The sequence below is a fragment of the Paenibacillus dendritiformis genome (assembly GCF_945605565.1).
Taxonomy (GTDB): domain Bacteria; phylum Bacillota; class Bacilli; order Paenibacillales; family Paenibacillaceae; genus Paenibacillus_B; species Paenibacillus_B dendritiformis_A.
The window spans coordinates 609,690-622,500 of the sequence record NZ_OX216966.1; the positions used below are offsets into that span (position 1 = coordinate 609,690).

Here is a 12,811-nt window from a genome sequence, read left to right on the forward strand (position 1 = left end):
CGTTCGTGCTTGAATTCCACGTCTATATAATAGAGAATACTCCAATAATACCATGCGGATTATTTCACGGAAATAACGATGCGCCGATTCGGCTCCTCGCCCTTGCTGTAGGTCTTCACTTTCGGATGATCCTGCAGCTTGGCATGAATGATCTTCCGCTCCTGCGGCGTCATCGGCTCCAGCACGACATCCTGGTGGTTGCGAACCGCCTTGTTCGCCAACCGGTCGGCCAGCGCTTCCAGCGTCTTCTTCCGTCGCTCGCGAAACTGCTCTGCATCAAGAATAATTCGAAGGTGGTGCTTAGAATAACGGTTAGCGACCAGACTCGTCAAATATTGCAGCGAATCCAAAGTCTGGCCCCGGCGCCCGATAATAAGTCCGAGATCGGGTCCGCTAATGTCGAACGTCACGGTATCCTTGCGCTTATGCGCGGATACGTCCACTTCCAATCCCATCGCCTGGGCCGCGTCGATAATGAACCGCTTCGCCTCTTCGATAGGATCGGGGCCTTGCTCCGCAGCTTCTGCCTCAGCTGCGGCTTCGGCGGACGGCATCGCCGCCTCTTCCGCCGGCGCCGCCTTCGCTTCCGGGGCAGGGCTCGTCTCCGGTGCAGGTGACGCTGGCTTCTCAAGCAGCGTCAGCTCCACGGTAGCCGGGCGCACCCCAATCAATCCGAACAATCCGCGCGAAGGCTTCTCCAATACGCGGACGGTGACGCGATCTTCCGTCACCTTCCATTGTGCCAATCCGTTTTTTATTGCATCTTCGATAGTTTTTCCCGATACAATGAGCGTGTTCATTTCGCCGGACTGACCTCCTTATCATTGTTGCGATAAAGGAAATAATTTTGCACAATCGTGAACAGGTTGCTATATACCCAATACAGCGGCAAGGCCGCCGGGAAGTTAATCGACATAACAAAAATCAAGATTGGGAACACGTACAGCATGAACTGCATCGGATTCGGCCCTTTTTGCTGCGCAGTCATCATCTTGGTCTGAATGAACGAGGTCAATGCAGCGATGATAGGAAGTACATAGTAAGGGTCGGTTTGTCCCAATTTGAGCCATAAAAACGTATGCTCGCGAATTTCCGAGTTCAAATAAATCGAGTTGTACAGGGCGATAAATACCGGCATCTGAACAATCATCGGCAAGCAGCCGGCCAGCGGATTCACATTATGCTGCTGGAACAGCTTCATCGTTTCTTCTTGCTGTTTTTGCGGATTGTCGCCATATTTCTTCTTGAGCTCGGCAAGCTTCGGCTGCAGCTTTTGCATCTCCTTCGAGCTGCGCATCTGCTTCACGGTGAGCGGTAAAATAAGAGAACGGACGATGATGGTAAGCAGCAGTATAGCCAGGCCATACTCTCCCTTGAACCAGGTTGCAAACGTATCCAGTGCTAACGAGAAATAATAGACGACGTTGCGCTCCCAGAAGTTCCCTTGCAGCAAGTCCTCTGTCTTCAATGTCGTGGCCGATGTCGTACATCCGGTCAATACAACCAGCAACAGCACAGAAACCGCCACGAAGAGCCATTTTCGATTATGAAACAACTTCTTCAGCGACAATAGCAAAAACTCCTCTCTTGAACCAACCGATTCCAAAGTAAATATATCATATTTCAAACGCTAAAGGAAACGGTCCAAGCCGCTCTATTCTTGCCTATTGCTTGAACACGGATCCCTTGCGCATCACATGCTGCACGCTCTTCGTCAATTGATCGTAATTCATCTCTGTCGCGCCTTTGCGAACGATGAAAATCAAATCGACATGATCGATAACCCGATCGGCCTCCCGTCTCACAATCTCCTTAATCATTCGCCGCATGCGATTGCGCATGACCGCATTGCCGATCTTCTTGCTGGCGGAGACCCCTACGCGGAACCGCTCCACCTGCGGACGATGGAAAACATATAAGACCAGCTGATGATTAGCGAAGGAACGGCCGTATCGGTATACCCGGGAAAAATCGGATCGGTCCCGCAACCGGTACTTTTTCTGCACGTGCTTACTCCTGCCCTTCTTACGAAGCCTGCAATAGTCTCTGCGGCATTCCATTAACCAAGTATGTGCTTCCGCCAGGCGGAATAAACGCTCCCCGACTGCAGTCGGAACAGCGGTTGATTCGGAAGCAAGCAAAAACGGCCATGATGCCCCCTTGCCGCCAGCCGGCCGTATCTGTCAGGACATTCATGGCTTTGTTCTATACTGCTTGCAGACCGCCATCCTTCTTGACCCTCATATCGCGTATCGCGGATTGAACAGGCTCTCTATTATAAATAGATGCGATTGAATCGCAGCGGTCCCCTTTAAGAAAAAAAGACCACCGTGGTGGTCTTGCATTCACGCGTCTTATGCGCTCAGTACTTTTCTGCCTTTTTGACGACGAGCAGCAATAACCTTACGGCCGTTTTTCGTGCTCATTCTTTTACGGAAACCGTGAACTTTTTTGCGTTTGCTCACATTTGGCTTAAATGTTGGTTTCAACGTAGCGCACCTCCTCGAATGAGATATGTCATGGGAGTCCCATTGATTGCGTCAGTTCACACTTTCGCACAAAATTCCTTTCTACATTTAAACAGAATACCTCTTAAAAGTCAATGATAACGTTTGGTCCCCTCCCTCCTCTTTACTTCTTTTCTTAATAGGAAGTCTGTCTCCGGAACTTATCCGCAGCCCCGATTCGCGCTTACGCTGCCACGAAGTTATTCACATGTGCAAAACCGTCGAGAAATCGACAGATTTCCATGACGACATGTGCACAACCATTTATGCACAGTGTCCGCTCTTGTCGAATGACAACAAGTTATAAACAATATCTAGTGGTGTATATAATTTTTGTACACAAGTTATTGAATTTGTGGATAATTATCGCGGTATCATTGAAAAACAAGGCTTCTTCTGCTATGATTATATTGCTTTTCGGTTGTGAATAACCGTTGTGGATATTTATTTATCAACAACCTGTGGATAAAGTTGTGAACAACTCGAATATAACGTTTATATACGGTTCGACATATTCTTGATATTGTGGATAATATATTATTCGAATCGCTATATCTCGACATCATGCCCGTTCGCTTCGCGGCAACGCGCAAGCCGAACGCCGTCATAACATGTCAGCATAGACCCCGACAATACGCCCTTCTTTATAAGGGCTTTCTGTGCCTTGGAGAGCCCTTATCGCGTCTTGTCGGGGCCCTTGTCCTTTTCATGGAGCGGCGAAGCACGCCGGTTATCGCGTCAATGACGACGCAGAAGGTTTGAAGGAGTGAAACGATCTGTGGAGCGCCAAGCGAATGAACATTGGCAGGAAATATTGTCCGTCATCCAGACCAAGCTTAGCAAACCAAGCTTCGATACCTGGTTCAAAGCCACTCAAGCGGTCAAGTTTACGGACACGCAGCTACTGATTACCGCACCGACCACATTTGCGGTGGAATGGCTTGAGAGCCGTTATACGAAGCTGGTTAGCTCAACTATCTTAGAAATTACGGGCAATCAGGTGGACGTCAAGTTCATCATCGAGGAGGCGGCCCTTGCGGAACCGGACATTCCGCAGCCACAGAATCCTCCGGCCCGCCCTGCCGTTCAGGATGAGCCGGCTTCCACCATGCTCAACCCCAAGTATACGTTCGATACATTCGTCATCGGCTCGAACAACCGCTTCGCCCATGCCGCTTCGCTCGCGGTGGCGGAAGCGCCGGCCAAGGCATACAACCCGTTGTTCCTGTACGGGGGCGTCGGTCTGGGCAAGACCCACTTGATGCATGCCATCGGCCATTACATTTTGGAGCATAATCCGGCGAGCCGCGTCGTATATACCACTTCCGAGAAGTTCACCAATGAATTCATCAATGCGATCCGGGATAACCGGGGGGAGAGCTTCCGCAACAAATATCGGAATGTCGACATTTTGCTCGTCGACGACATTCAGTTTCTGGCCGGCAAGGAATCGACGCAGGAGGAATTTTTCCATACCTTCAATGCGCTTCATAACGAAAATAAACAGATCGTCATCTCAAGCGATCGTCCGCCCAAAGAGATCGAAACGCTGGAGGAACGGCTTCGTTCCCGGTTCGAATGGGGCTTGATTACCGATATTCAGCCCCCTGATTTGGAGACGAGAATCGCGATTCTGCGCAAAAAGGCGAAGGCGGAAAACCTCGATATCCCGAATGAAGCGATGGGCTATATCGCGAATCAGATCAACACGAACATTCGTGAGCTGGAAGGGGCACTGACCCGGGTCGTCGCGTTCTCCACGATGACGAACCAGGATATAACGACCCATCTGGCGGCGGAAGCGCTGAAGGATATTATCCCGTCCAGCCGTCCGCGCATGATAACGATACAGGACATCCAGCAGAAGGTAGGCGAGTTCTACGGGCTGAAGATGGAGGATTTCAAGGCGAGGAAGCGGACGAAGGCCGTCGCGTTCCCGCGGCAGATCGCCATGTATCTCTCCCGCGAGCTGACCGATTACTCCTTGCCCAAGATAGGGGAAGCCTTCGGCGGCCGGGACCATACGACCGTCATCCATGCGCACGAAAAAATTACCCAAAACATTCAGCAAGATCAGGAATTATACAAAGTGATTCAGAGCCTAATCGACAAAATCAAAAATCCGACGCTGTGAACAACATAAAAAGCCTATGCACAATCTATACACATGTGGATAGGCTTTACTTTATGCGCATTCCGGATAGTTATCCACATATTCAGGGCCCCTACTATTACTATTACTTTTTTAAAAGATTAATATAGATCATCATATAACAACGCAAGCGAATTTCGCTGCTCATGAATTGCACTGCACAATAGGCGTTAGGAGTGACGACATGAAAATTTCCATATTGAAAAATGAACTGAATGAAGCGATACAAAATGTATCAAAGGCGATTTCCAGCCGGACGACGATTCCGATTTTGACCGGGATCAAGGTAGACGTGACTTATCAAGGCGTGACCTTGACGGCCAGCGATACCGACATTTCGATTCAGTGCTTCATTCCGGTGGAGGATGATCGCCAGACGATTGTTCAGGTGGACAAGCCGGGCAGTGTCGTGCTGCCGGCCAAGTTTTTTGTCGAGATTATTAAGAAGCTGCCGTCCCAAGACATCGAGATCGAAGTCAAAGATCATTTCCAGACCTTTCTCCGTTCCGGTTCGACCGACATCCAGATGGTTGGCCTCGATCCGGAAGAATATCCGGTGCTGCCAAGCATCGAGGAGAACCAGGTTATTCGCGTGAACGGCGATTTGCTGAAGACGATGATCAAGCAGACGGTCTTTGCCATTTCCACCAACGAGACGACGCCGATCCTGACTGGCGTGCTGTGGAATTTGCAGGAAGGCAGTCTCAAGTTCGTCGCTACGGACCGCCATCGGCTGGCGAGCCGGGTCGCTGATATTGAAGCCGAAGAAGATATCCGCTTCAACAATGTCGTCATTTCCGGCAAGACGCTCAATGAATTGAGCAAGATCATCCCGGATCAGAACACGATTGTCGACATCGTCGTGGCTGACAATCAGGTATTGTTCAAAATCGACCGCGTTCTGTTTTATTCGCGAATTTTGGACGGCACTTATCCGGATACTTCCAAGATTATTCCGCAGCAGTATAAAACAGAACTTGTTTTGGATACAAAAAAATTGACGGATGCGATCGACCGGGCCTACTTGCTGTCCCGCGAGGAGAAGACGAACATTGTCCGCCTGCAGACCAAGGAAGACGGCACGATCGAGATCTCGTCGAGTTCATCGGAGCTCGGGCGGGTCACCGAGCAGCTTGATGTGAAGGAATTCAATGGGGAACCGCTGCGCATCGCGTTCAACTCCAAATATATGCTCGATGTGTTGAAGGTCGTGGAATGTGAGCATATATTCATTGGATTTACGGGCGCCATGAGTCCGATTATCATTAAACCAACGGAGAAGGTGAACAGCCTTCATCTCATTCTGCCATACCGGACGACCAATTAACCGGAGACAGGCAGGGGAGCGCAGCCGCAGGGAGGCTGCCAAGGAGGATACGATCATGAACGAGATTACGATTCATACGGAATATATTACGCTCGGGCAATTCCTGAAGCTGGCAGACTGCGCTTCGACCGGGGGACATGCCAAGGTGATCCTGGCCGAGAATCAGGTCAAGGTCAACGGAGAGCCGGAATCCCGCCGGGGACGGAAGCTGTACGCGGGGGATACCGTGAACGTGGAAGGCTGCGGTGCTTTCCGCGTCACTGCCGCGCAGGAGGCATAGCCGGTGTTCGTCAAATCCGTGGCGCTGAAGCAGTACCGCAATTATGAGGGCTTGGAGCTGGATACGAACAATCGGGTCAACATCTTCATCGGCAATAATGCCCAGGGCAAGACCAATTTGCTGGAAGCGATCTTTGTGCTTGCCCTGACCAAATCGCATCGTACCTCGAAGGACAAGGAACTGATAGGCTGGGAAGCGGATCAAGCCTCGCTCAAGGCGCTCGTGGAGCGGAAGTATGGCCAAGTCCAGCTCGATCTGAGCATTTCCAAGCAGGGGAAGAAGGCGAAGCTGAACGGGCTGGAGCAGAAAAAGCTGAGTGGCTTCATCGGCGCGCTCAATGTCGTCATGTTCGCGCCGGAGGATTTGGAGATTGTCAAGGGCTCTCCAGGCATTCGCCGGCGCTTCCTCGATATGGAGATCGGCCAAGTCCAACCGAGCTATTTGTACCATTTGCAGCAGTATCAGAAGGTCCTGATTCAGCGCAACAACTTGTTGAAGCAGATGTGGAGCAAGCCCGGCGCGCAGCCGGATGCGATGCTCGAGATTTTTAATGAGCAGCTTGCGGTTAATGGTGTTAAAGTTGTAAGGAAAAGGAAACAATATTTACTAAAGCTGCAAGGTTGGGCCGAGCAGATACATGCAGGCATCACCAATGGGCAGGAAGCGCTTCAGATTGAGTATGTGCCATCCTTCGCGGCGGCGGAAGAAGATGACGCTGTTTTATTTGAACAATTTATGTTAAAGTTAACACAAATGAAAGACCAGGAGGTGCGGCGCGGCATAACGCTTGTCGGGCCGCATCGGGACGATCTCGCCTTTTTCATTAACGGCAAAGAAGTGCAAACGTACGGCTCGCAAGGTCAGCAGCGAACAACGGCCTTATCCTTGAAGCTGGCTGAGATTGAGCTGATGCATGAAGAAATCGGTGAATATCCCGTGCTGCTGCTGGACGATGTGTTGTCCGAGCTTGATTCGCACCGCCAGACGCAGCTCATTGAGACCTTTCAGAGCAAGGTCCAGACGTTCATCACGACGACGGGCATCGAAGGCATCAACATTGGCCGGCTTCAGGATGCAAATATGTTCCACGTGGAAAACGGGCAAGTCATGCGTTAAGGGGGAAGTCCGATTGTATATTCACCTGGGTGGAGAAAAGGTCATTCGTTCTTCGGAACTGGTCGCTATTTTCGATGTTTCCATTGAGAAATCATCCAAGCTGTCCAAGCAATTCGTGGCGAATGCCCATAAGGTCAAAAACGTGGAGGCGATAGGCGAGGAAGAAGCCAAGTCGATTGTCGTCACGAAAGGAAAAGTTTACTTTTCGCCCATTTCATCTACTACGCTGAAGAAGCGGGCGCGTCATTACAACGAGTAGGCATACGACACTTTCGCTTGCCGGACCGGTCTGGCGCCGAAGGGCGCCGGAAATGCCTGCAAGCCGCATCGTATAGCGGATGAACCAGCGGCGGAACTGAAAAATAAGAAGTAGGTGAGGGCATGTCATTGAATCAAAACACTTATGATGAGAGCCAGATTCAGGTCCTGGAAGGCCTGGAAGCGGTTCGTAAGCGGCCGGGGATGTATATTGGTTCCACTAGCGTCAGAGGGCTTCATCATTTGGTATGGGAAGTGGTCGACAACAGTATTGACGAGGCGTTGGCCGGTTACTGTACGAAGATTCAAGTGATCGTGCATGAAGATAACAGTATCACGGTCATTGATAACGGGCGCGGTATTCCGGTCGGTATCGAGCAGAAGATGCAGCGTCCGGCCGTAGAGGTCGTCATGACGGTGCTTCACGCCGGCGGGAAGTTCGGCGGCGAAGGCTACAAAGTGTCTGGGGGTCTGCACGGCGTAGGGGTGTCGGTCGTCAATGCGTTGTCGGAGAGCCTTATCGTTACGGTGAAGCGGGACGGCCATATCCATCAGCAGGAGTATCGCCGCGGTGTGCCTCAGTATGATCTGAAAGTGCTCGGTGATACCGAGGAGACAGGGACGACGATTCGCTTCAAGCCGGATCCCGAAATCTTCACGGATACGCTCGTCTATGATCATGAGACACTTGTCTCCCGTATCCGCGAGCTGGCGTTCCTGAATAAAGGCATTGAAATGGTGCTCACGGACGAGCGGAACGATCAGACGGAGACATTCAAATACGACGGAGGGATTATCGAATTCGTCGAATATTTGAACCGTAACCGGGAAAAAATGCATGAGCCGCCGATCTATGTTGAGGGGCAGAAGGATTATATTACATGCGAGATCGCCCTTCAGTATAACGACAGCTATACGGAAAATATTTATTCATTCGCCAATAATATTCATACGCATGAAGGCGGAACCCATGAGTCCGGATTCAAGAGTGCATTGACGCGGATCATTAACGAATATGCCCGTAAAATGAACCTGATGAAGGATAATGTGTCCAACTTGAGCGGGGATGATGTGAGGGAAGGCTTGACAGCGATCGTGTCGGTCAAAATTCCGGAGCCGCAATTCGAAGGCCAGACGAAGACGAAGCTGGGGAACAGCGAAGTGCGCAGCATCGTCGAGTCCTTGTTCGCCGAGCGGCTGATGGAATTTATGGATGAGAATCCGGCCATCTCGCGGAAGGTCGTCGAGAAGGGATTGCAGGCGGCGCGCGCGCGGGATGCCGCACGTCGTGCCCGGGAATTGACCCGCCGGAAGAGCGCGCTTGAAGTCAGCTCTCTCCCGGGCAAGCTGGCAGACTGCTCATCCAAGGATGCCTCCCAGTGCGAACTGTTCATCGTCGAGGGGGATTCTGCGGGCGGTTCGGCCAAGCAGGGCCGGGATCGTCACTTCCAAGCGATCCTTCCGCTCAAGGGGAAAATCTTGAATGTCGAAAAATCCCGGCTGGACAAAATCTTGTCCAATGCCGAAATCCGGGCGATCATTACGGCCCTCGGCACCGGGATCGGCGAGGACTTCGATCTGGATAAGGCCCGTTATCACAAAATCATTATTATGACGGATGCCGACGTCGACGGCGCGCATATCCGGACGCTGCTTCTCACGTTCTTCTACCGCTACATGCGGAGACTGATCGAAGCGGGCTACGTCTATATCGCTCAGCCGCCGCTCTTCAAGATCGAGCGGAACAAGGTGGTCCGGTATGCCGACAGCGAGAAGATGAGAGACGAGATTATTGCCGAATTCGGCGAGGGCGTCAAAGTCAATGTGCAGCGCTACAAAGGTCTCGGCGAGATGAATGCCGAGCAGCTGTGGGAGACGACGATGGATCCCGAGAGCCGCTCCATGCTTCAAGTATCCTTCGAGGATGCGAAGATGGCGGACGAAGTGTTCGACACATTGATGGGCGATAATGTGGAGCCGCGCCGCGACTTCATTCAGCGCCACGCCAAATTTGTCAAAAATCTCGATTTTTAAGCGGAAGAATGCAAGCCCCGGTCCCTTTCAAGGACCGGGGTTTTCTGCGCTGCATTGTTGGGGAGGGCGAGGCACCTCTGTGTGCCTGCGGTGCGCGGGACGGTTAGGAGGATCGTTTGCGGGCGCGCAGGCGGCCGTAGGCGACACCATATTTGCGGATGCGGCGGTAATCGCACTGGCTGAAATTCATGTTGCGGAACGCGGTGATATCCGGCTTCGTGTTGGCTTCGAATATCCACGGATGGCGGTCTTCGTCCAGCCCGACATCTAACCCGATTTCCTTGATGCCGGGGAAATTTTTTTCCAGCTCCACCGCCGCCTCTACCCCCAACCGCTTGAGCAGGGCGATCAGCTGGACCTTTTCTTCCTCCGTCATGGTGTCTTTGAGGAGCGTGTTAATATCAGCCAGCTTCCCTCCGCTATTGAAGTTGGTGACGACATTGCTGGAGCCGGCCACTTTGCCTAACACGGCTGTCGATACCCAACGGCCTTTCGGGCTCATTTGCGTCAGTACGCGAATGTCGAACTTTTTGCCTTCATACGTGAGAAGATGAATTCCCTTTTGAATCAAGTAGAGCTTGGAGCCGATTCGTCTGACGAGCGCGCGGTGCAATTCTTCGAAGGTGGCGTAACGGAACACCTGCGTGCCAGTCATCAGATGGTATTCCTCTTCCTCCCGGACCACTCGCATGACGCCATGGCCATGGGTACCCCGGTTCGGCTTGACATAGACCATGGTATGCGCCTCGAGCATACTCTCCAGATGGTTCTCCTTGAAGGGATGCGTCTCTGGAATGAACGCATTGAGCTCGGCGGAGCGCTGCAAGGCCAGCGTCTTTTTCAACTTACTGGCAACACGTCGTATGGCCATTCAACCATCCTTTCCGATGAACCTGAGTACGTCATCTTTTCTAGTAGTCAAGTGTGGTATAATAAAGGATATGTCGTTATAGGCCGATTGGAAAAGAACAAAAGCCTATTTTGCAAAAGGAATCGTTCGGTTTTTGGTGTCATTTGGCGTAACGTTTAATTGTACATCTTTTGTGAAAGTAATATAATAAAAATAGCGTAGATATGGACTTGGTGAATAATAGGCAGCTCACTAGGATGGCTGCTCTTATTCATACAGGGAAACGGTTCGATCCCAATCAGGGCAATGGAGCCGTTTTCGCTTGCTAAGCAAACTCATTGCTTTTTGCCATACATTGTGGACGCTGTGAACAAGAATGATGAGGAGGTCCAGCATGGCGGAAGAAAAACAATCGCAAATTAAAGATCGCGACATCGGCATGGAGATGCGGGAATCTTTTCTCGATTACGCGATGAGCATCATTGTCAGCCGTGCGCTGCCGGATGTGCGCGACGGAATGAAGCCGGTACACCGTCGGATATTGTATGCGATGTCCGAACTCGGCATGGCGCCGGACAAGCCATATAAGAAGTCGGCAAGAATTGTCGGGGAAGTCATCGGTAAGTATCACCCACACGGTGATTCAGCGGTATATGAAACGATGGTGCGCATGGCGCAGGACTTCTCTCTGCGTTATATGCTGGTCGACGGTCACGGGAACTTCGGTTCGATAGATGGGGACTTCGCGGCAGCGATGCGGTATACAGAAGCGCGTCTGTCCAAGATTGCGATGGAGCTGCTGCGTGACATTAATAAAGATACAGTAGATTTCGCCCCGAACTATGACGGGGAAGAGACGGAGCCGGTCGTGCTTCCGGCACGGTTCCCGAACCTGCTTGTCAATGGGGTATCGGGGATTGCGGTCGGCATGGCGACCAACATTCCGCCTCATAATTTGACAGAGGTCATTGATGGCATTCAGGCGCTTATCCGCAATCCGGAGATTACGCCGCTTGAGCTGATGGACTATATCAAGGGTCCGGATTTCCCGACGGCCGGACTGATTCTGGGCCGCGAAGGGATTCGCCAAGCGTATATGACCGGGCGCGGTTCGGTTACGATGCGGGCAAAAGCAACGATTGAAGAGCATAACGGCAAAGCCCGCATTCTCGTTCATGAGCTGCCTTATCAGGTGAATAAAGCGAAGCTGGTCGAGAAGATTGCCGAGCTGGTTCGCGAGAAGCGGGTCGAGGGCATTACGGATCTGCGCGACGAATCGGATCGCAACGGCATGCGGATCGTGATTGAGCTGCGCCGGGATGTCAATCCAAGCGTCGTGCTGAACAATCTGTACAAGCATACGGCGCTGCAGTCGAACTTCGGCATCAATATGCTGGCGCTCGTCAATCAGGAGCCGCGCGTCTTGAACCTGCGCGAAATGCTCTACTATTACCTGGAGCACCAGGTCGAAGTCATTCGCCGCCGCACCGAGTTCGATCTGAAGAAGGCGGAAGCTCGCGCTCATATTCTCGAAGGATTGCGCGTGGCGCTTGATCACCTCGATGAAGTGATCGCGCTGATCCGCAGTTCCCGAACAGCCGATATCGCGCGCGAAGGCTTGATCAGCCGCTTCCAGCTGTCCGTCGAGCAGGCTCAGGCGATTCTCGATATGCGCCTGCAGCGCCTGACCGGTCTGGAGCGGGAGAAGATCGAAGAAGAATACGCCGAGTTGATGAAGAAGATTGCCGAATTGAAGGAAATTTTGGCAAGCGAGCAGCTGGTGTTGAATATTATCAACGACGAATTGGAAGAAGTGAAACAAAAATTTGGCGATGAGCGCCGCACGGAGATTACGATCGGCGAAGACAGCATTCTCGACGAGGATCTGATTCCGCAAGAGGATGTTATCATCACGATTACGCACAGCGGCTACATCAAGCGCCTGCCGGTTACGACGTACCGCAGCCAGAAGCGCGGCGGACGAGGCGTGGTCGGAATGGATACGAAGGATAACGACTTCGTCGAGCATCTGTTCGTCACCAATTCGCACCATTACTTGATGTTCTTCACCGACAAAGGCAAGGTGTACCGCATCAAGGCGTATGAGGTGCCTGACTTGAGCCGCACCGCGCGCGGAACGCCGATTATCAACCTGATTCAGATCGAGCAGGGAGAATCGGTCAACGCCGTCATTCCGGTCAAGGAATTCGAAGCGGACAAGTTCCTGTTCTTCGCTACCCGTCACGGGATCGTGAAGAAGACGCCGCTGGATGATTACGTCAACATC

Annotated in this window: 12 protein-coding genes (1 of these 12 running past the window's edge); 7 read left to right on the plus strand and 5 right to left on the minus strand. The window is 51.9% G+C overall.

Annotation, left to right across the window (positions count from 1 at the left end; all coding sequences use genetic code 11):
- Nucleotides 1-59: 59 nt before the first annotated feature.
- The 4 genes from jag to rpmH form a co-directional block, all read right to left on the minus strand.
- On the minus strand, nucleotides 60-800 hold the full coding sequence (gene jag / locus NNL35_RS02590; RefSeq protein WP_006678657.1) for an RNA-binding cell elongation regulator Jag/EloR: 741 nt from the start codon (nucleotides 798-800) through the stop codon (nucleotides 60-62).
- Nucleotides 797-1,570 carry a YidC/Oxa1 family membrane protein insertase gene (locus tag NNL35_RS02595; RefSeq protein WP_006678658.1) on the minus strand — a complete coding sequence of 258 codons (774 nt, stop codon included), beginning with the start codon at nucleotides 1,568-1,570 and terminating at the stop codon, nucleotides 797-799. The genes jag and NNL35_RS02595 overlap by 4 nt, the downstream gene beginning before the upstream one ends.
- A gap of 94 nt (nucleotides 1,571-1,664) precedes the next feature.
- A complete protein-coding gene (gene rnpA, locus NNL35_RS02600; protein ID WP_006678659.1) occupies nucleotides 1,665-2,006 on the minus strand; it encodes a ribonuclease P protein component in 342 nt (113 codons plus the stop codon).
- Nucleotides 2,007-2,354: 348 nt separating this feature from the next.
- A complete protein-coding gene (rpmH, locus tag NNL35_RS02605) occupies nucleotides 2,355-2,489 on the minus strand; it encodes a 50S ribosomal protein L34 (RefSeq protein ID WP_006678660.1) in 135 nt (44 codons plus the stop codon).
- A 796-nt stretch (nucleotides 2,490-3,285) separates the two neighbouring features.
- On the opposite strand from rpmH, the gene dnaA reads away from it, so the two are divergent.
- From dnaA to gyrB, 6 genes are all read left to right on the plus strand, one after another.
- Nucleotides 3,286-4,641, plus strand: coding sequence for a chromosomal replication initiator protein DnaA (gene dnaA, locus NNL35_RS02610; protein ID WP_006678661.1), 1,356 nt, complete (start codon nucleotides 3,286-3,288; stop codon nucleotides 4,639-4,641).
- 202 nt (nucleotides 4,642-4,843) lie between these two features.
- Nucleotides 4,844-5,986 (plus strand): DNA polymerase III subunit beta, encoded by a 1,143-nt coding sequence (dnaN, locus tag NNL35_RS02615; RefSeq protein WP_006678662.1) that lies wholly within the window; start codon nucleotides 4,844-4,846, stop codon nucleotides 5,984-5,986.
- A gap of 55 nt (nucleotides 5,987-6,041) precedes the next feature.
- The gene (yaaA, locus tag NNL35_RS02620; protein WP_006678663.1) at nucleotides 6,042-6,266 is read left to right on the plus strand and encodes a S4 domain-containing protein YaaA; all 225 of its coding nucleotides are present in this window, start codon (nucleotides 6,042-6,044) and stop codon (nucleotides 6,264-6,266) included.
- A gap of 3 nt (nucleotides 6,267-6,269) precedes the next feature.
- Nucleotides 6,270-7,382 (plus strand): DNA replication/repair protein RecF, encoded by a 1,113-nt coding sequence (gene recF / locus NNL35_RS02625; protein WP_006678664.1) that lies wholly within the window; start codon nucleotides 6,270-6,272, stop codon nucleotides 7,380-7,382.
- A gap of 13 nt (nucleotides 7,383-7,395) precedes the next feature.
- On the plus strand, nucleotides 7,396-7,641 hold the full coding sequence (remB, locus tag NNL35_RS02630) for an extracellular matrix regulator RemB (protein WP_006678665.1): 246 nt from the start codon (nucleotides 7,396-7,398) through the stop codon (nucleotides 7,639-7,641).
- 122 nt (nucleotides 7,642-7,763) lie between these two features.
- Nucleotides 7,764-9,674: a DNA topoisomerase (ATP-hydrolyzing) subunit B gene (gene gyrB, locus NNL35_RS02635; RefSeq protein ID WP_006678666.1), complete on the plus strand. Its 1,911-nt coding sequence runs from the start codon at nucleotides 7,764-7,766 to the stop codon at nucleotides 9,672-9,674.
- A gap of 103 nt (nucleotides 9,675-9,777) precedes the next feature.
- On the opposite strand, the gene NNL35_RS02640 is transcribed toward gyrB, so the two are convergent.
- The gene (locus NNL35_RS02640) at nucleotides 9,778-10,545 is read right to left on the minus strand and encodes a YheC/YheD family protein (RefSeq protein ID WP_006678667.1); all 768 of its coding nucleotides are present in this window, start codon (nucleotides 10,543-10,545) and stop codon (nucleotides 9,778-9,780) included.
- A 373-nt stretch (nucleotides 10,546-10,918) separates the two neighbouring features.
- On the opposite strand from NNL35_RS02640, the gene gyrA reads away from it, so the two are divergent.
- A protein-coding gene (gene gyrA / locus NNL35_RS02645; RefSeq protein ID WP_006678668.1) for a DNA gyrase subunit A crosses the window boundary here: on the plus strand, nucleotides 10,919-12,811 show its 5' portion. It continues 645 nt past the right edge of the window; 1,893 of the gene's 2,538 nt are visible here — the first part of the coding sequence; its start codon is at nucleotides 10,919-10,921; its stop codon lies beyond the right edge, outside the window.